The organism is Pseudomonas sp. LBUM1646, from assembly GCF_059716165.1.
In genome coordinates this window covers 3,291,598-3,311,214 of record NZ_CP166810.1, presented here as the reverse complement: position 1 = coordinate 3,311,214, position 19,617 = coordinate 3,291,598, and the positions used below count along the sequence as shown (strand labels likewise).

The following is a 19,617-nucleotide window of genomic DNA, read 5'->3' as shown; positions in this document are numbered from 1 at the left end:
CCTTATTCCTCGGTCAACGCGGAGCCTGCCCGGTCGAGCAGCGGTTTGAACAGATAGTTGAGGAGTGAACGTTCACCGGTGCGCACGAACATTTCTGCGGGCATGCCAGGCTTGATCACCAGCCCGTGAAGTTTTTCCATGGCCTGGTCACTGACGCTGCTGCGCAGCACGTAGTACGGCGCGCCGGTTTTTTCGTCGATCATCTGGTCGGCGGAAATCAGGCTGACTTCTCCTGGCACACGCGGGGTACGGCTCTGGTTGAACGCGGTGAACAGAATGTCCACCGGCAAGTGGGTGCCGACCTTGTCGATCAGGTTGACCGGCAGGTGCCCTTCCACTTCCAGGGTCGTGCCTTGGGGGACGATTTCCAGCAGGGTTTCGCCCTGGCGCACCACTGCGCCTTCGGTGTGAACCCCGAGGTTGACCGCGATGCCGTCAGCGGTGGCGATGATCTCGCGATGTTGCAAGTCGAACCCGGCGGAAGTCAGTTGCTCCTTCAGGGTCACGCTCTTGAGTTGCACGTCGGCCAGTTGGGTGCGGACTTCTTTCTGGTATTCCTCGATGTGCTGTTGCAGCTTGAGTTTCGCTTCGAGGATGCCCTGCTCCACGCGCCCGCTTTCGCCGGTGTTCTCGGCCAGTTGCTGTTGCACTTGTGACAGCTGGCGCTGGTATTCCATCAGCCGGTTACGCGGAATGTAGCCGTTATCGGCCAAGGGCTGGAGGTTGCTCAATTGCTGTTGCAACGAGCTAGCCTGGGCCGTCAGGTCGGTGCGCGCACGGCGCATACCGGCCAATTGCGCGCTGGCGCCTTCGATATTGGCGCGCAATCCGCCCTGCTCACGGGCGTAGGCTTCGCGGCGGCTGCTGAACAATTGGCGCTGGCCTTCGAGGACCAGAGCCAGTCGTGGATCGGCATCCTTGCTTAGTTCGGCGGGGAAATTCACCTGTTTGAGGTTGTCCCGTTCACTCTCCCAACGCGCGACGCTGGCCCAGGCCATGCGGTACTGCGCCTGCAGCGAATCGACGTCGGCCGCCACCTGGGTCTGGTCGAGCTGGAACAGCGGCTGGCCCAGTTTTACCACCTGGCCTTCGCGCACCAGAATCCGGCTGACGACACCGGGACTCATCGATTGCACCGCTTTTCGCTTGCCAGACACGACCACGGTGCCTTGCACCGGAATCCCTTGATCCAGCGGCGCGAGGCTGGCCCAGGTGAAGAAACTGCCGGCGCCGACGATCGCCAGGATCCAGCCCATGCGGGCAAAGAACCTGGCATCGCGCTCAGGGCGTTCGGCAATGTAATCGTGTTCCATGATCGCTTCGTTTTCAGTGTTCATGCGTGCGCTGCTCATACACCCGAATTCCTTGTCGTGGGCTGATACTGCCGGCTCATGCTGAGCCCGCCGGGTGCCTGCGCCGCTTTTTGTTCCTGATTCGCCGACGGGTTGCCGGTCTGATTGCCAGAGAGCGCCTTGAGCACTTCCTGACTGGGACCGAACGCTTGCAAGCGACCTTCGTTGAGCACCAGCAACTTATCGGCCTGAGCCAGCGCGGATGAACGATGGGTCACCAGAATCACACTGGTGCCGTTGGCTTTCATGTGCGCGATGGCACCGGCCAGGGCCGCTTCGCCGACGGTATCGAGGTTGGAATTGGGTTCGTCCAGCACCACCAGGCTCGGGTTGCCGTACAGGGCACGGGCCAGGGCCACACGCTGCTTCTGACCGCCGGACAAACCGCTGCCGTCTTCACCGAGCACGGTGTCGTAGCCTTGGGGCATGCGCAGGATCAGTTCGTGGACGCCGGCGTGTTGTGCGGCCTCGACGACTTTCTGCGGATCGGCTTCACGGAACCGCGCGATATTTTCCGCAATCGTGCCGCTGAACAGTTCGATGTCTTGCGGCAGATAACCGATGTAGGGGCCGAGGTCATCGCGGTTCCAGCGATGGATGTCCGCACCGTCGAGCCGCACGGTGCCGCCGAGGGTCGGCCAGACGCCGACCAGCACTCGGGCCAGGGTCGATTTGCCGGAACCGGAAGCGCCGAGCACCCCCAACACTTCGCCGGCACCGAGGCTGAAATTGACCATGTGCAAGGTCGCCGCGCGCTTGCCCGGGGGACCGGCGCTGACTTGCTCGAAACTGATCTGGCCTTTGGGCGCGGGCAGCGCCATCGCTTCATCGCTGGGCGGAAAGGCTTGCAGCAACGCATCGAGGCGACGGTACGCGAGCTTCGCGCCGCTCCACTGTTTCCACACGGCGATCAGTTGATCGATGGGGCTCAGCACGCGGCCCATCAGGATCGAACCGGCGATCATCATCCCGGCGGTCATGTCACCCTTGATCACCAGCAACGCGCCCAGCCCCAGCACCAGTGATTGCAGGCACAGGCGCAAAGTTTTGCTCAGGGAACTGATGACTGCGCCGGTATCGCTGGCCTGATTTTGCAAGCCGAGAAACCGCGAATGCACCTGGAACCAGCGCTTGCGCAAGACGCCGAGCATGCCCATGGCCTGGATCGTTTCGGCGTTGTGCAAATGACTGGTAGCCAGTTGGCTGGACTTCTGGGAAAAACCGGCAGCTTCGCCCAACGGTTTTTTGGTCATCATCTCGTTCAGGCACGCCAGCCCGATCAGCAGCAGCGCACCCGCCGTGGCCAGTACGCCCAACCAGACGTTGAACAGGAAAATCACAAACAGGTACACCGGGAACCACGGCGCATCGAAGAAGGCGAACAACGCCGGGCCGGTGACGAACTGGCGAATATGGGTCAGGTCCCCGAGCGATTGCCCGGCGTTGCCCTCGCCTTTAAACAGGTTGCGCTCGAACGCGGCTTGATAGACCCGCAGGTTGAAACGGCGCTCCAGTTGGCTGCCGATGCGGATGACGATGAAACTGCGCACGATTTCCAGCAAGCCGATAAAGGCAAAGAACCCGACCACCATCAATGACAGCATCGCCAGGGTGGTTTCGTTCTGCGAAGACAGCACCCGGTCATATACCTGGAGCATGTAGATCGACGGGACCAGCATCAGCACGTTGATCAGTGCGGTAAAACAGCCGACGCTGATCAAGATGCTCTTATAGTCGCCCAGTGCCTTGAATAACGGTGCGGTGGCTGGGGCGTTCGCCATCTTCATTGATTTTCCCTGAAATGATAGACCTCGCCATTCTTTGGCGAGTTTTCAATTAACTGTCCGCACACGGGTCGAGACATTCTTTGCCAGTTAGCGTTTACAAATGAATAACAACTTTTTTTGATCGAGCGAGACTGATGAGCTATTGAGCCACGACTTATAACGGCCATGGCCAAGCTTTATATTCCGCGTTGGTCTTACCTAATTACTCAATGCGCCGCGCGCACTAGCGTAATACTCATCCCGGACTTCAAAGTGGCTTTGTAGAGGCCTTCTTTCTGTCGACTGAAGAAGGCAATTCTTGAACCTTCCTTGCCGGTCATCGAGATACCGTCGGGGTCTGGGAACCAGCCAATCGGCTGTTCTTGCAACCATTCACCGAGGCATTCGGCACCCTCGCCCAGGGTCTGCTTTTGTTCAAGGTCGATGCGGCAAACGTTTGAGGGTTTGTCCTGCAATGCCTGGGATTGAGGGGTGTCTTGCGGGGCGCTCAAGGTGGCTTGCCAAAAGCCTGCCAATTCCGAGGGGTCCGCCAGTTTGAGGCTGCTTGCCATGGCTACTTCTCCAAAAAAAATCATCAGCGTTGCCAATAGCCACGCGGTTGCTCTGTAGGTAAAGGCGTTATGGGTCATAGGACGTTTTACTCCGGCATGTAGCCTTACCCACTACGGGCATCGATGCAAGGACAGAGCTCGGCGCACCAGGCGCCGGGCTCCTTTTGCCTTGAATCAGGCCACGATGTCCGTGGTTGCTGCCTGGCCAACGGTGCTGACGAGGAAATCAGCCACGCCGTGCCCGGAGAAATCCACCGATAACAGGCTGTTAGCGCCCGAAGACGTCAACACTGCATCGCCTGCCGCACCGGTGAACGAACTCACGAAATGCAGGCCTGCGCCTTTGGTGATGCCGGTCAGATCGATCTTGTCCAGGCCGCTGACGAAATCGAGGATCTGATCGGCTGCACCCGGTTTGGAATCAGTGCTGGCGGCAAACACGAAGGTGTCCGAACCCGAACCACCCCACAGTTTGTCCGCACCACCCGCGCCGTAGATCAGGTCGTTGCCGCCGCCACCCTTCAGTTCGTTGGCCACGCTGTTACCGATCAACAGATCGTTGCCCGAACCGCCGATGGCGTTCTCGATGATCGCACCCTTGGCAATGGACACGTTACCTACCAGGCCGCCAACGTCGGAGAACGAGGCGTCATTGAGGTTGATCTTCTGGTTTTGAGTAAAACCGGAGAAATCCAGGGTGTCCTTGCCGCCCGCATCCCAGACCGAGAATACGAGTTTGTCGGCGGACGACGAAGCACTCAGGAAGTCACGACCGGCGTTGGAGTTGAAACCGTAGGTGGTGTCACCGGTACGGGTCTCCGTGTTGGCGCCGTAGAGTTTCTGGATCGCCGCGATATCGTCCATCAGCGGGCCGGACGAATACGCTTCGACGCCACCCTTGCTGAAGTTCTGGCTGGTGTTGCTTTCACTCCAGTAGCTCATGACGCTGTAACCGCGGGTGTCCTGGCCGTAAGACGCGTCATTGTAGGTCGGGTTGCCTTCGCCGGCGTTGTAGTCGCCGGGATGGGCCAGGCCCAGGGTGTGGCCGATTTCGTGGGTCAGGGTTTGACGACCGTAGTTGCTCAGGCCTGGCGTCTTGTTGACGTCATAGCCACTGCCCGTCAAATACCACGATGTACCGTCATAACCTGCGCCGGTACCCGGCAGGTAGGCAAAGGCTGCCGCGCCGTCCTGGCCACTGCTGTAGTTGCCGAAGGTCATGTGACCATCGCCGCCCGTAGCCTTGTCGGCGAAGGTGACATTGGCCACATCCGCCCAGGATTGCATGGCGAGCACGGCTTGGGCTTTTTGCAGGGTGCTGAACTGGCTGAATCCGGAAATCCCGTGCTTGTTCATCGTGCTCGAGGATGCGGAGGTCAGGAACGTGTAGGTCAGTTCGATTTTGCCGCTGCCGTCCTTGTCTTGGTAGGCAGCGCCGTCACGCAGCAGCTGGGTGGCTGCCTGGTCGACGGAGAAGGAGGGTTTGCCATTGACCGTGAGGTTGCCGCCACGATCATACTGATGGCTGAAACTGTTGATCTGGTTCCACGCAGAGCTGGTAGCCGCCAATGCGTTCAGTGAATCAACAGCGTTGTCTTTTACTTTCGACATAAACACACTTCCTTGTTAAGCAATGGAACAGTTTTTGTCCGATAGCGACAATCTCTGGCGAGATCGTCCTATCACTCGCCCAATGAAGGCGTAAGGAACCTGACACAATTGGAAATCAAACGTCTACTATTTTTTTTAGGCCAAACTGGTGCGTTCCAGCAAATGCCCGGAAACAATGGATGAGGGATCGAAATATAGTTTTTAGTGCGGAGGTTTGAGCGGATTGTCTGACGATTTCAAATTTAAATATTAAATATAAGTAAGTTGTTTTTTGTCGAAGGCGTCTCACTTTGTTGGACTTATTAATATAAGTGCCAGTGCATTGCCATCAACTAATTAAACACGCAGAGAACAACCGAGGTGAATGGTTTTGCGGCCGCTGCGCACCCGAACGCAGGCTTCGCCAGCTGCTACAAAAAGCGCGGCGTGCGCAAACCTGTAGCAGCTGCCGAAGGCTGCGTTCGGCTGCGAAGCAGTCGTCGGTCAGTTAGGACCGAGGTGAATGGTTAGCGGCCGCTGCGCGCCCGAACGCAGGCTTCGCCAGCTGCTACAAAAAGTGCGGTGTACGCAAACCTGTAGCAGCTGCCGAAGGCTGCGTTCGGCTGCGAAGCAGTCGTCGGTCAGTTAGGACCGAGGTGAATGGTTAGCGGCCGCTGCGCGCCCGAACGCAGCCTTCGCCAGCTGCTACAAAAAGCGCGGTGTACGCAAACCTGTAGCCGCTGCCGAAGGCTGCGTTCGGCTGCGAAGCAGTCGTCGGTCAATTAGGACCGAGGTGAATGGTTAGCGGCCGCTGCGCACCCGAACGCAGGCTTCGCCAGCTGCTACAAAAAGTGCGGCGTGCGCAAACCTGTAGCCGCTGCCGAAGGCTGCGTTCGGCTGCGAAGCAGTCGTCAAACAGATGCGAAATATCAGAGCCAACACGCGTCCCACAGCGGGTAGTCATGAACTCGTGCAACGAGCCCGGCACGCACCGGATTGCAAACGACGTATCGAGCGAGTTCCTTCACATCTTCCTCCCTTCGCACCGCTCGGTCGTGGTAACCCTTCTGCCACAATCGCCCTCTTCTCCCCAACGCCTGATTGACAGCCAAACTGCTACGGGACTTGATCCGGCACATGACCTCGGCCAATGTTTTATCCCTTAGCTGTAGCAGGCAGTGCATATGATCCGGCATTACAACCCAGGTCAAAAAATCCACCCAACCCTCTTCCTCCACCTCGCGCAGTTGCTTCACGACCAATCGACCCAGACGCCAATCAGCAAAAAACGGCTGTCGTTGGTCAACGACAGCCGTTATCAGATAAATACGTCCCGGCTCGGAAAAGCGGCCAATGCGCAGACGACCAGCATTCGTACAGAAAGGCATTCCATTGCCTCCTTACCTACTGAAAAGGAAGCCTGGAATCTACAACGTCGCCACCAAACTCGATAAACACCAATAGCTACTAAATATGAACCCTCAACTCCCCGTCCGAATCTTGTTCCACACCCGCGTGCGAATCCGGTCGATGTTCAGCGGCATCGCCTCCAGCGCGAACAATTTCCCCATCATCTCCGGGCTCGGGTAGACCTTGGTGTCATTCTTGATCGCCGGGTCGATCAGGCTATCGGCCTGTTCGTTGCCGTTGGCGTAATGCACGTAGTTGCTGATGCCGGCCATGACGTCCGGGCGCAGCAGGTAGTTCATGAAGGCGTAGCCGGCCTTGTCGTCCGGGGCATCGGCGGGCATGGCGACCATGTCGAACCAGATGGCGGCGCCTTCCTTGGGAATCGAGTAGCCGATGTCGACACCATTCTTGGCTTCTTTCGCGCGGTTTTCCGCTTGCAGGATGTCGCCGGAGAAACCGACCGCCACGCAGATATCACCGTTGGCCAGGTCACTGGTGTATTTGGACGAGTGGAAATAGCTCACATACGGCCGGACTTTCAGCAGCAGCGCTTCGGCTTTTTTATAGTCTTCCGGGTTTTTACTGTGGTGCGGCAGGCCCAGGTAGTTCAGGGCTGCCGGCAGCAGTTCTGGGCCGTTGTCGAGGATGGCCACGCCGCACTTTTGCAACTTCTGCATGTTTTCCGGTTTGAAGATCAGGTCCCAGGAATCCACCGGCGCGTTGTCACCCAATACGGCTTTGACCTTGGCGATGTTGTAGCCGATGCCGGTGCTGCCCCACAGGTACGGGAAGCCGTGTTCGTTGCCCGGATCGTTGGTCTGCAAAGCTTTCATCAGCACCGGGTTAAGGTTTTTCCAGTTCGGCAACTGACTCTTGTCGAGTTTCTTCAGGGCCCCACCCTGAATCTGTCGGGCCATGAAGTGGTTGGACGGGAACACTACGTCGTAACCGGATTTACCGGTCATCAACTTGCCGTCGAGGGTTTCGTTGCTGTCGTAGACGTCGTAGCTGAAACCGATACCGGTTTCTTTCTGAAAGTTCTTGGTGGTGTCCGGGGCGATGTAGTCCGACCAGTTGTAGATCTTGACGGTCTCGGCCGCGTGGCTGAGGGTCGCGACCAGTGCAAGGGGCGCCAGGGTCAGTGTCTTTCGGATCATGAGTCGATTCCTGTAGGGGTTTGTTTTCTTTTTTGTTGGGCTGGCAGGCAATCAAAAGATCAAAATCAAAAAATCAAAAAATCAAAAAATCAAAACGTAGGTCTTGCGCACGGTTTCCTGGATATCCCAGATACCGAGGCTGTTGGCTGGCAACATCAGTGCATCGCCGGCTTCTATGTGCAGGGTTTCACCGCCGTCAGGGGTGAAGGTGCAGCGGCCCTTGATGAAGTGACAGAACTCCTGGGCGACGATCTGCCGCCGCCAGCGGCCGGGGGTGCATTCCCAGACGCCGGTTTCGACCCCGTCGTCAAGCTCGACGCTGGTGGTCGAGGCCACGGCCACCGGGGTTCCCAAGGGTACGGCGACAGGGTTGGATTCATCCAGTTTCAGGGTTGCGGTGTTTTTGAACTGCGTAATGCTCATTGGAATACCCATCAATATTTAGTGCATGAAACCTTCCATAAACCCCGCCACGCCGCTGGCCAACTTGCGGCGCCAGGGGGCAGTGGCCGGGTTGGCGAGGGTCTGGTCTTCGTGGACGAAGCTGCGGATGATCGCGTTGTAACCGAGCCAGCGGCACGGTTCCGGCTCCCAGGCTCTTAGCGCATGGAGGCCGCCTTGGGGGATAACCCAAGGCTGACTCACCAAGTCGGTATCGCGCTCCAGAATCAGATCCGCCAAGGTTCGGCCGCCCAAATTGCTCGCCCCGACACCCTCTCCGCCGTAACCGCCGGACAAGGCGATTCCATTGGCCCGATCGCAGAACATGTGCGGCTTGAAGTGGCGGGACATGCCCAGGTTGCCGCCCCAGGCGTGAGTGATGCGCACGTTCTTGAGTTGTGGGAACAGCTCGCCGAACAGATAACGCCGCAGCTCGACTTCGCTGGAGCTCAGGTCGAAGTCATGGCGTAATTTGCCAGCAAACTGATAGCCGCCCCGCGCGCCGAACACCAGGCGATTATCGACAGTGCGCTGACCGTAGGTGACCTGACGGCTGGCTTCGCTAAAGGCCTGGCCCTGGCTAAGACCAATTTCGTCCCAGGTGGCGGCGGACAACGGCTCGGTGGCTACCAGCAGGCTTTGCACTGGCAACTGATAGCGACCCAAGGGCGGCAGCGTGACCGAATAGCCTTCTACCGCTGGCACAACCCAGCGACTGCGAACCTGGGCTTTAGATGTACGCAAGCTGCCAGACTGCCAGTGAGTGACCGGGCTGTTCTCATAGATCTTGACGCCCATGCGCTCTACCGTCCGCGCCAGACCTCGGACCAACTTTGCCGGGTTGATGGTCGCTACGTGCGGTGCATAGATACCGCCATAAGGCTTGGCAACCCTGATCTGTTGCGCCAATTGCTCGGGGCTGAGCCAGCGGTAATCGTTTTCGGTCAGTCCCTGGCTATGGAGTTTGTCCAGGTAACTGCGCAGGCTGGTTTCCTGCTCGGGATAACGCGCGGCGCAGTACAGCACCCCACCTTTGCGGTAATCGCAGTCGATGCCCTCGCGTTCGATGACGATCTCCACTTCATCGGGGATGCTGTGCAACAGATCAAACGAGGCGCGACGCTGTTCGGCCGGCAGTCCGGCCAGCAAGCGGTCCTCGCCCAGCAGATTGCCCATGAGCCAGCCGCCATTGCGGCCAGACGCGCCAAACCCGGCGGTTTGCGCTTCGACAATGGCGATGTCCAAACCCGGGGCCAGACGCTTGAGGTAGTAAGCGGTCCACAGCCCGGTGTAGCCCGCGCCGATGATGGCCACGTCGACGTCCAGATCCTGCTCCAAGGCCGGGCGGGCCTGCAATGGCTCGTCGAGTTGATCCATCCATAAACTGATACCGCGCCACGCCGACATAAAGACTCCACCACTCAAACTTCAATGGCGTCGATCCTAGAGCGTGACCTCAGAGGCTGTCTTGCGCGCGTGCACGCAAAGAAATTTGTTTGACGTAGGCCTTGGGCGACTGGCCGGTGTGCTGGCGGAAACAGCTATAGAACGCAGACAGCGAGTTGAAACCAGCGGCAAAGGCCAGTTCATCGACCCGCAGCGGTGGTGTCGCTTTGTCCAGCGCAGCAAGCAAATGCTGCAAACGCGCCTGGTTGACGTAGCGGTAGAAGCTTTGCCCGAGCACCTGGTTCAGCAGGTAGGAAATCTGATTGCGGCTGTAACCGCACTCCTTCGCCACCCGTTGCAAGTCGAGCTCGGGGTCCAGGTACGGTTGTTGGCGTTGAAAGTACTGCTGCAGGTCTTCGGCCATGAAGCTCAGTTGTCGCGGTGACAAACCGAGCCGACTGGCCGCCGGACGCAGGTTACCGCTGGATTTGCTGGCGGGCTGCTCACGCACCAAAGAGGCGTATTCGTTGACGCGCCAGATCAACCCGTCACGCACGGTAATGGCTTCGCTGGAGCGGAACGACACCAGCCCTTCGCCGCCGCGCAGGGTCATCTGGTATTGAATGAACGCGGTATTGCCGTCCAGCCGGATGCGGTCCGAGTGTTCCAGTGCTTCGTCGGGACTGCGCGGCATGCTGTCGCGCACGTACTCGCGCAGTTCATCCAGCCCCATCACGCGGTTCTGGAAAAAGTCGCTGTACTGGATGTCCGGGTGATAAAGGGCCATGACGCCGTCCAGATCCCGGTGTTTCCAGCATAGGTGGTAGCGCATGACCGTTTCGCCCGTGGCCTGGGTTTGCAGCGGGCCATCATCATCGGCGTGCATAAAGGGCTCGGCGAAAAAAAACGAGCTTGCCCAAGTTCCGCATCGGCTTCAATGGCCAATCGATACTGGCGTTTTGGCGATAACCACTCGCGACGTGACCCATATCAAAAAAAACCGCACCAATCGCCAAACGGACTGAAAAAATCCACATGGTTTTCACATCTGGATGCTACTTTTAAATGCATTCACCGGTTGAACCAATGAAGGTTCTACCCCTCCTCACATGAGCTAAAGGAAGCGCTCGATGACTCAGGCGGGCAACACATGAACAAAGGGACATTCAGCAAAGTCACTTTTCCGAACGCCTGCCAGCTGATGCGCTGGCATTTTCATCCCATGGGTTTCGAGGCGAGCATGGACGCGCCGGGCAGCATGATTGCCCGTCTGTTTGACCGTGCCAGTGGCGAAACCATGATCGCCATTGCCGGTATTCCCTGCGCGACCGTGATGAATGCCGCGGATGTAGAGCGAATAATCGAAGCGGTGGAAGATGAGCTGGAAGCATTTATTCCGCCGGTTGCACTTCGAAGTTATGCCTGAAGGCGGATTACGCGGCAAAAAGCCCACATGATGTGGGCTTTTTTATGGGTGAAAAGATCAAAAGATCGCAGCCTTCGGCAGCTCCTATCCTACTAGCCTGTGGGCGCCGCCGATTTCTGACCTTGCCGGTGATCCGCGAAGAACGCCTTGCCCTTGCCCACTTTGTCCGACGCCTTGGGCATGTTCACTGCTTGGCTATCCTGACCGTCGACATACCAGTAGCAATGACTCACCGCCCGGGTAATACCGACATAGGCCAGCCGCAGGATCTCGTCTTTCTGCGCGCTGTCATACGGTTCGCTGTCGCCAGATTTGCCGAGTCCGGCCATGCGATACACCTGGTTCTTATAAGGCGAACTGGTCAGATGCTGGCAATCACCCAACAAAAATACCGCGTCCGCTTGAAGTCCCTTGGCGCTGTGATAGGTCAGTTGTTTGAGGCGGCGCGCTTCGTACGGCAAGCTAGAATCCACATTAACTACAGATTGAATATGCTGCTCAATCAATAACTTATCACTGCCTTTTCGATAAAGCATCAAGATTGAATCGCCCTGTCTGTAGTGCTCCATCAGTCGTTGCGCCATGCCCTGATCATCGCGATCCAGCACGTTGACCGGCTGTAACACCTTGGACTCACCACTGGCCTTGGCCTTTTTGCCCGGGATGGCCGGTGCGGCTCGCACGATGTGTTCAGCGGCATCGATGATGTGCTGGTGGCTGCGGTAATTGTCGCTGAGCATTACCCGGGTCGTGCTTGGCGATGGGAATTCCTTGTTGAACTCCATGAAGTACGTCGGCGAGCTGCCGCGCCAGCCGTAGATCGACTGCCAATCATCGCCGACGCAGAGCAACGAGGAACGCTGCGCGCCGCGCCCCACGTGCATCGCCGGGCCGCGGCTGCGTATTTCGGACAGGCTGGCGCGAATCCAGGAAACGATCTGCGGCGATACGTCCTGAAATTCGTCGATCATCAAGTGCGACAGCGGCCTGAGCAGCTCATCGCTCAACAGCTTGAGATTCTCTGGTGAATGTTCGCTGAACAAGGCGAACATGCGGTTGTAGGTCATCACCGGCGGCTTTTGATCGAGCAAGTGATCTTCCAGCGCGCGCCAGAACAGGCTCAACGCCTCGAAGAAAAACCGGTCCGGGTCGTCCTTGGCAAAATTCATCCGGCCCACGGCATCCGGAACGTCCAGGCCCAGGTTCTCGATAAACCCGGCGGCGGCGACAAAACTGTCCAGCAGAGGCGCTGAAGCCAGCTCACCCTTGACCTTGTAATCGAAGCCTGGCCCGGCGCTGGCATCACCGGCGAGCGAGGCCAAAACGCGCTTTGATGCATCATAACTATCTAGCCATATCAATGGCTTATGACAGAAAGCTTGAAACAGGGTGCGCTTTACTGCCCACTCGGCGCGAACCGTCAACTTGGCATTCGGACGGCTGACCTGCGGGTTTTCCCGAGGATCAAAGCCCAGCACCACCCAAGCATCCAGGGAAGGAATATAGCCATGACAATGGAACGTCGAGCCGTTGATATCGAACGATTGACGGTTGGTCTCGATGCCCTTGATCGGCCAAGCACCGGCGCGAAACCATAGGTCTTCAATCGTGTCGCAAAGTTCTTCGTCGCGCTTGGCCGCCAGTTCGGTCACGGCCATGCGCTTTTGCACATCCGGGTGATCGCGCTCCAGCGCCTTGAGCTGTAAAGCGTGGCGGGACAACGGCTGGATCAGTTCGCGGAATCGCTCGTTGCGGGTAAACAGTGAGTGATAGCAGGTGTTGAGTTGCTGGCGCTGGGCGTCGTTGATGCGCAGGTCGAACGGATTGCTGTCGACCTCATCGTCGCCGTTTTGCACACGATTACTGAGATTTTCGAAGGCTTGCAGGCGTTCGAACCCCGGCAAGCTGCGGACCATCGGCAGAATTCGCGAATGGAAGGTGCGCACCAGGTCCCGTGCTTCTTTAAGGCTGAGCGCCCGGCCCCACAACCCGAACAGTTCTATCAATTTATTAATGAAGTCTTTGCGCGACTCACGGGTGAAGGTCACCACGGTCATCGAGCCAAGCTCGAAGCCCAAGTAATGAGTCAGCAACAGAATGCGCAGCACCAGGGTCGTCGACTTGCCGGCGCCCGCCCCGGCGATCACTGAGGTCGACGGGGTATCGCTGAATATCATCTTCCATTGCGCAACGCTGGGCTGAGCGTGCGGAGGCAGCAGTCGCGCGACGTCGGCCTTCATGCGCTTCTTGATGTCGGCCGTTAATGGCAGGCGCCAGTCATCGAACAGGTTGTCATCGACATTCGGCGGCCGATGCTCGGTAGAACGTGAATCGCGGATCAGCAATACCTGCCGGCCTTCTTCCAGCCCTTCGAGCTTGCCTTCCTTGAACCCGTAATCCACCCCGGCGCTGTGACCGCTGCGAAAACCGTCGGCTTGCCCGTGCAGCCAGGAGGCACGGTGTTGCGCGCGCAGTCGGGTCAGGCCATGCCCAAAAAATCGGGCGGCCAGGCGCTTGAGTAGCGGCATCTCGGCCAGGGGGCGAAGTTCAGGAGGAAGATCGGGGGTGTGTTGCGGCACGCGGACGGACTCCAGGGTGTGAGGCTGTTGAGGGCTATGGTGTCTGCATTTGCCGTTGAGTTCTAGTGAAATGCTTACAGGTCATTGGCTTATACGATGAAGTGAAGGCTGGGTGAGAATGTTTCGAGGTGATTTAACATCAGCCTATTCGATTGTTTTGAGGCACTTTTTACGCTTTTTATCGATTATCGCCTGATAGATGATGCACGCCATCAACCACCGGTTCTTGTTTCGTGGCCCAGGCGCACCGCCCCATGACGAACCTTTCAGGAGACGATCATGCTTGAACTCAGACCTTTCAACACCTTGGGCGGCGCCCACCATGGCTGGTTGGATGCCCATCACCACTTTTCGTTCGCCGAGTACCACGACCCGAAACGCATGAACTGGGGCAACCTGCGGGTCTGGAACGACGATGTGATTGCCGCCGGTACGGGCTTTCCACAGCACCCGCATCGCGACATGGAAATCATCACCTATGTGCGTGAAGGTGCCATCACTCACCAGGACAACCTGGGCAACAAAGGCCGCACCGAAGCAGGCGACGTGCAAGTCATGAGCGCCGGCACCGGGATCGCCCACAGCGAATACAACCTGGAATCCACCGAAACCCGGATCTTCCAGATCTGGATCATCCCCAACGAGGCCGGTTCGGCGCCGTCGTGGGGCGCCAAGCCGTTCCCGAAAGGTCAGCGCGAAGGTTTCGTCACTCTGGCCAGCGGCAAGACCGGCGACGATCAAAGCCTGCGGATTCGCGCCGATGCGCGGTTAGTGGCGGCGAACCTGAAAGCTGGGGAATCGGCGGAATATCACCTGGACAGCGGTCGTCGTGCCTACCTGGTTCCAGCGACCGGCGTGATTGAAGTCAATGGCTTGCGGGCACAAGCTCGAGACGGTGTTGCGGTTGCCGATGAGCAGCTGTTGCGGGTGACCGCGATTGAGGACAGTGAAATCGTGTTGGTGGATCTGGCTTGATCGAGTAAATCGCAGGCAAAAAAAGGGGCGACCGTGATGGTCGCCCCTTTTTGTTTGATTGGAGACTTTCTGTGATCATGCTGCCGTCTTAACGGGTAAGCCACGCTCCTACACGATCAGTGTCGATCACATAGTTTAGGAGCAGGACTTGCCCGCGACGGGGCGCTCAATCACTTCGCCGAAATAGCGCCATCCACCAACGTTTGAGCCTCAGCCACCAACTGCTTGAGGTGATCGTCGCTGACAAAGCTTTCCGCGTAGATTTTGTAGATGTCTTCTGTGCCCGACGGACGCGCGGCAAACCAGCCGTTCTCGGTCATGACTTTCAAACCGCCGATGGCCTGATCGTTGCCCGGCGCATGGCTGAGGATGCTCTGGATTGCTTCACCGGCCAGTTGGGTCGAGGTCACTTGATCCGGGGACAACTTGCTCAGCAACGCTTTCTGCTCAGGGTTTGCCTTGGCATCGACTCGTACCGAGAACGGTTCGCCCAGTTCATCGGTCAGGGCGCGATAGGCCTGGCTTGGGTCGCGACCAGTGCGTGCGGTCATTTCTGCCGCCAACAGGGCTGGAATCAGGCCGTCCTTGTCAGTGCTCCAAACACCGCCGTCCTTGCGCAGGAACGAGGCACCGGCGCTCTCTTCGCCGCCAAAGCCCAGGGAGCCGTCGAACAAACCGTCCGCGAACCATTTGAAGCCGACTGGCACTTCGTACAGCCGACGACCCAGGCGCTTGGCCACGCGGTCGATCAGGCCGCTGCTGACCACGGTTTTACCCACGGCGGCATCGGCACGCCAGTGCGGGCGATTCTGGAACAGGTAGTCGATGGTTACCGCAAGGTAGTTGTTCGGCGCCAGCAAGCCGCCGGACGGAGTGACGATACCGTGACGGTCATGGTCCGGGTCGCAGCCGAAGGCCACGTCGAAACGGTCTTTCAGACCGATCAGCCCTTGCATGGCGTGGGTGGACGATGGGTCCATGCGGATCTGCCCGTCCCAATCGACGGTCATGAAACGGAAGGTCGGATCGACCTGGGTGTTGACCACTTCCAGGTCCAGTCGGTAATGCTCGGCAATCGCCGACCAGTAGCGCACCCCTGCTCCGCCCAGCGGATCGACACCCAGATGCAGCTTGGCGTCGCGAATGGCGTCGAAGTCGATCACGTTGATCAAGTCGGCGACATAGGTGTTGAGGTAGTCGTGACGGTGAGTGGTGCTGGCCTTCAGCGCCTGCTCATAGCTGATGCGTTTGACGCCGGCCAGCTTGTTGCCGAGCAGCTCGTTGGCCTTGGCTTCGATCCACTTGGTGATGTGGGTATCGGCCGGGCCCCCGTTGGTAGGGTTGTATTTGTAGCCGCCGCTTTGTGGCGGGTTGTGGGACGGCGTAATAACGATACCGTCCGCCAGGCCCGAGGTGCGACCGCGGTTGTAGCAAAGAATTGCATGGGAAATGGCCGGGGTCGGTGTGTACTCGTCGCCTTCGGCGATCATCACGGTGACGCCGTTGGCCGCCAGCACTTCGAGAGCGCTCGCACCGGCCGGCGTCGACAGCGCATGGGTGTCGATACCGACAAACAGCGGGCCGTCGATGCCCTGGGCCTCACGGTACAGGCAGATAGCCTGGCTGATTGCCAGAACGTGCCATTCGTTGAAACTCAAGTCGAACGAGCTGCCTCGGTGACCGGACGTGCCGAAGGCAACGCGCTGGGTAGAGATGGTGGCATCAGGCTGGCCGGTGTAATAGGCCGTAACCAGTCGCGGGATGTCGACCAACAATTCTGCCGGTGCCGGTTTGCCCGCAAAAGGACTGATTGTCATGCAAAACCTCTAGATAGAGTGGTTCAGGAATAGGAACGCAGTTTACTGGCAGTTTGACCGCAACGCGATGGTAACGATCCTGGCCTTCGACGACGTTTTTTAACCTGACTCAGTCGACCGACTCCAGACGCAGCGCATCTCCCAGCAAACCCAAGGCAGTTCCCAGATCATGATCGCCACTGAAAGTATGGCTCAGGCGCAAGTGCTGAGCATGCAGACCTTGCAGGCTGAACAGCTCGCCCGGTGCAATCACCACCTGTTGCTTGAGCAAGCGCTGAAACACCCGGCGCACATCGACCTGACGCAACGAGCGCGCCCAGATCGTCGCCCCACCCTGCGGCTCCACCAGTTGCAAGGCATCGCCCAGGCGCTCGTGCAAGAGCTGGGTCATCTGCATCTGGCGATCCTTGAGCAAGCGCCTCAGCACTTGCAGATGCTGGTCGATACGTCCATTGCTGTACAGGCGCGCGATAGCTTTCTGGCGGATCGGCGACAGACGAAAAGCGCGCAGCAAAAAATGCCGCTGCAGCTCATTACCCAGTGGTCGTGAAAGCAGATCGCCGTAAGGCGCTTCCGGTCCGATGATTTTCTCGAAGGTGGAAAACACGATCAGTCGGTCAGGGTCCAGAAGGTCCCGAAACCTCAGGCCGTCGGGCTCGAAACCCAGTTCGCCATGACAATCGTTTTCCAGAACCCAGCTGCCATGCCGCACCAACAGGTGTGCGATCGATTGCCTGTTGTCGTCGGGGACACGGCTGCCTCGGGGCATGCTCAGCCCGGAAGAGAGCATGACCAGTCGAACCGGTCGGGACTCCAGCACTTCCTTGAGCTGCTCCAGGTCCAGTGCGCCGCAGGCTTGCAACGGCAACTCGATCACCCGCACATCCGCCGCCTCGAACAATCGCAGGATGACCCAGTCACACGGCGATTCGATCACCACTGTGGCGTCCTTGAGGCACAGGACGGCGATCAGTATTTCCAGTACCCCCCGCAGATCGGCACCGATGTAAACCTCATCGGCATGCCAGCAACGCGCCGGCGACGTGGTGTAGCGCGCCGCGAGGGCCGTGCGCAGTTCCAGCTCGCCACAGGGTTGCGCAGCCGATGTCGGCTGACGCGGATACTGGCGCAGCAGCTCCCGCTCCAACATCAGCAAGGGGCTGTCCAGCGGTTGCAACAAAGCCGGCTCATCGGCGCTCAACACCAGCATTTCAGGACGCCGTGCATTGACATATACAGTCTCAAGCAAGTCGTTGCCGCTGGTCAGCGGGCCAATGGTGGTGACCGGCAGGGAGTAATAGCCGGACTTGGCGACCGAGTAGACCCGCCCTTCCTTTTCAAGCAACGAATAGGCGTACTGGATGGTTGAGATCGACACGTTAAGGCGCACCGCCAACTGCCTCAATGACGGCATGCGAATGGGTGTGCCGCAGCCTGGTTTGTGGATGAGATGCGTCAGGTATCGGTAAACCGCCTGGTAAGCAAAATCGGTTTCTCTGGGTCCTTTCATCGGTAATGGCCAGGCACGATGCAGGCGTGAACGTGAGCGATTGTGGATCGCGGCAGCCCTTGCACTTTCAATGCCCCGCTGACAGTTCGCCAACCACGGCAGCGTCATCGTTCTGCGGGTCTTCGACACAGATGCCGGCCTCTACCGCCACGGGTTTCATGCGATAAAGCGTGCCGATCAGGCTGACTGGCAAACCGCTGACATCGACCATCCATTGCACAACCTGTTCGGGCACCTGATACCCCTGCATCGCCTTGTGCAAGTCCGGCATCGCCACGAGCATGCCGGGATGGCAACTGCGCAGGAAACGCTCCAAACCCGCGCCACCATCGATAAAGGGCGCAAACAGCAGGCATATCAGCTGGGCCTCGGTCAGCCCGAGGGTTTTCTGCGCCTCGGCCGCCGCCAACAGGCGCTGTTCGACCAAGGTGGCCGGGTTTCCGAACGATTCCAGTGCCAGCTCGCAAATACGCTCCGGCACCTGCTTGCGTCGCATCATCACCAAGGCTCGCTGCAAGTATTCGGCGACCCCTGTTTCGTAGCTGCGACCCGACACAAAGCACGCCTGCAGCCCTCGCAAGTGCGCCGCAATCGCAGGGCTGACGTACTCGTTATCGCTCAGGTGCGCCGCCATTTCGTCGGACCGGACACCCAGGAACTCGGTGAGCAGAGGCCAGCGTTCTTCCAGTTTGCCGATGACCATATCGTGAATGTCGAGGCTGGTGGTGCGACGGCAGGCTTCAAACCGGCCCACCGGGCGCCAGCTTGCGTACCCATGGCCGAAGTAGAACTCGCGGTAGTAGTCGCTGCCCAGCTCATCGAGCATGGCAAACAACACCTCGAACCCGACGGAATTGCAGCTCAAAGGCCCGAGGCCGGCCTTTTGCGCCGCACGCCGCAATCCGTCGAGAAACTGCTTCTGTTGGCGAGGTGTTTCGCTGGTGATCAAGGCATCGACGCCGCTGTCCCAGCGAGCAATTTGCCCGTAGAACTCGCCAGTGGTGAGGTAGCCGTCATCCCATAGATCGAGCGGGCCGTCCCAGGTCCGACGATGGCCGACCATCAATAGATTGAGCCGATTCGACTCGCGCCCGGCCTCGGAGATGGGTGCCAAGTGGTCGAATGGCAGGACTTCGCGGTTATCCACCATCAACAGTTCGACCCGAGGATCATCGTAGAGGAACAGTGCCGCGTTGCTCCGGTGGATGTTGTCCAGCGCCGTCGAGCCGGTCCCGCTGAGGTGCAAGGTCGCTACGCGCAGTTGGAAAGTCGCCGGTGCGCGACTGGCAATACTCAGTTGTGCGGCGCGCAGCAATGCCAGGGTGTAGCAACTGTCCAGCGTCCCGGACTGAATCGACATCACCTTGAAATCGCCGATTCGCTCTATTCCCCCGGCGGCCACCACCAGACGCTGAATCATAAGCTGCAATGCGGTGCGCTCGGCGCGAGAGAAAAAACTCAGCAGCCTTTGCAGTACTTGCTGATAAACATAGTTCATTGCCTGATCGTGGATTGTCGTCATCAGTGTTTTACCTGGTATTCGGAAGTTCAATGTCACGCAAACAGTCATGGACACTGCGCGACCGATTCTCGGTGATGAAGTGCTGGATCCTGTCATAAAATGCTAGCACTTGAA

Annotated in this window: 15 protein-coding genes; 2 read left to right on the top strand and 13 right to left on the bottom strand. The window is 58.6% G+C overall.

Annotated elements, in window-relative coordinates; translation table 11 throughout:
* Positions 1 to 2: 2 nt before the first annotated feature.
* From ACA071_RS15320 to ACA071_RS15280, 9 genes are all read right to left on the bottom strand, one after another.
* The gene (locus ACA071_RS15320; RefSeq protein ID WP_497645127.1) at positions 3 to 1,352 is read right to left on the bottom strand and encodes an HlyD family type I secretion periplasmic adaptor subunit; all 1,350 of its coding nucleotides are present in this window, start codon (positions 1,350 to 1,352) and stop codon (positions 3 to 5) included.
* On the bottom strand, positions 1,349 to 3,139 hold the full coding sequence (locus ACA071_RS15315) for a type I secretion system permease/ATPase (RefSeq protein WP_497645126.1): 1,791 nt from the start codon (positions 3,137 to 3,139) through the stop codon (positions 1,349 to 1,351). The genes ACA071_RS15320 and ACA071_RS15315 overlap by 4 nt, the downstream gene beginning before the upstream one ends.
* 206 nt (positions 3,140 to 3,345) lie before the next feature.
* A complete protein-coding gene (locus ACA071_RS15310; protein WP_497645125.1) occupies positions 3,346 to 3,768 on the bottom strand; it encodes an AprI/Inh family metalloprotease inhibitor in 423 nt (140 codons plus the stop codon).
* Between the two features lie 96 nt (positions 3,769 to 3,864).
* The gene (locus ACA071_RS15305) at positions 3,865 to 5,301 is read right to left on the bottom strand and encodes a serralysin family metalloprotease (protein ID WP_497645124.1); all 1,437 of its coding nucleotides are present in this window, start codon (positions 5,299 to 5,301) and stop codon (positions 3,865 to 3,867) included.
* A 908-nt stretch (positions 5,302 to 6,209) separates the two neighbouring features.
* Entirely contained in the window at positions 6,210 to 6,668 is a 459-nt protein-coding gene (locus tag ACA071_RS15300; RefSeq protein ID WP_497645123.1) for an REP-associated tyrosine transposase, read from the bottom strand.
* Between the two features lie 93 nt (positions 6,669 to 6,761).
* Positions 6,762 to 7,847 carry a polyamine ABC transporter substrate-binding protein gene (locus ACA071_RS15295; protein WP_497645122.1) on the bottom strand — a complete coding sequence of 362 codons (1,086 nt, stop codon included), beginning with the start codon at positions 7,845 to 7,847 and terminating at the stop codon, positions 6,762 to 6,764.
* Between the two features lie 81 nt (positions 7,848 to 7,928).
* Positions 7,929 to 8,270, bottom strand: a complete 342-nt coding sequence (locus ACA071_RS15290) for a cupin domain-containing protein (protein WP_497645121.1) — start codon at positions 8,268 to 8,270, stop codon at positions 7,929 to 7,931.
* Between the two features lie 18 nt (positions 8,271 to 8,288).
* The gene (locus ACA071_RS15285) at positions 8,289 to 9,695 is read right to left on the bottom strand and encodes an NAD(P)/FAD-dependent oxidoreductase (RefSeq protein WP_497645120.1); all 1,407 of its coding nucleotides are present in this window, start codon (positions 9,693 to 9,695) and stop codon (positions 8,289 to 8,291) included.
* 49 nt (positions 9,696 to 9,744) lie between these two features.
* On the bottom strand, positions 9,745 to 10,560 hold the full coding sequence (locus ACA071_RS15280; protein ID WP_497645119.1) for a helix-turn-helix domain-containing protein: 816 nt from the start codon (positions 10,558 to 10,560) through the stop codon (positions 9,745 to 9,747).
* Positions 10,561 to 10,824: 264 nt separating this feature from the next.
* Here ACA071_RS15280 and ACA071_RS15275 point away from each other — a divergent pair, with 264 nt between their 5' ends.
* Positions 10,825 to 11,100: a DUF1652 domain-containing protein gene (locus tag ACA071_RS15275; RefSeq protein ID WP_133839770.1), complete on the top strand. Its 276-nt coding sequence runs from the start codon at positions 10,825 to 10,827 to the stop codon at positions 11,098 to 11,100.
* Between the two features lie 92 nt (positions 11,101 to 11,192).
* On the opposite strand, the gene ACA071_RS15270 is transcribed toward ACA071_RS15275, so the two are convergent.
* Positions 11,193 to 13,679 (bottom strand): UvrD-helicase domain-containing protein, encoded by a 2,487-nt coding sequence (locus ACA071_RS15270; protein WP_497645118.1) that lies wholly within the window; start codon positions 13,677 to 13,679, stop codon positions 11,193 to 11,195.
* A gap of 279 nt (positions 13,680 to 13,958) precedes the next feature.
* Here ACA071_RS15270 and ACA071_RS15265 point away from each other — a divergent pair, with 279 nt between their 5' ends.
* Positions 13,959 to 14,654 (top strand): pirin family protein, encoded by a 696-nt coding sequence (locus ACA071_RS15265; protein ID WP_497645117.1) that lies wholly within the window; start codon positions 13,959 to 13,961, stop codon positions 14,652 to 14,654.
* 170 nt (positions 14,655 to 14,824) lie between these two features.
* Here the strand turns inward: ACA071_RS15265 and pgm are convergent, their stop codons facing one another.
* From pgm to ACA071_RS15250, 3 genes are all read right to left on the bottom strand, one after another.
* Positions 14,825 to 16,471 carry a phosphoglucomutase (alpha-D-glucose-1,6-bisphosphate-dependent) gene (gene pgm, locus ACA071_RS15260; protein ID WP_497645116.1) on the bottom strand — a complete coding sequence of 549 codons (1,647 nt, stop codon included), beginning with the start codon at positions 16,469 to 16,471 and terminating at the stop codon, positions 14,825 to 14,827.
* 109 nt (positions 16,472 to 16,580) lie between these two features.
* Complete coding sequence (locus ACA071_RS15255) at positions 16,581 to 17,981, bottom strand: aminotransferase-like domain-containing protein (RefSeq protein ID WP_497645115.1); 1,401 nt, start codon at positions 17,979 to 17,981, stop codon at positions 16,581 to 16,583.
* 67 nt (positions 17,982 to 18,048) lie between these two features.
* Positions 18,049 to 19,503, bottom strand: a complete 1,455-nt coding sequence (locus ACA071_RS15250) for an HAD domain-containing protein (protein ID WP_497645114.1) — start codon at positions 19,501 to 19,503, stop codon at positions 18,049 to 18,051.
* Positions 19,504 to 19,617 lie beyond the last annotated feature (114 nt).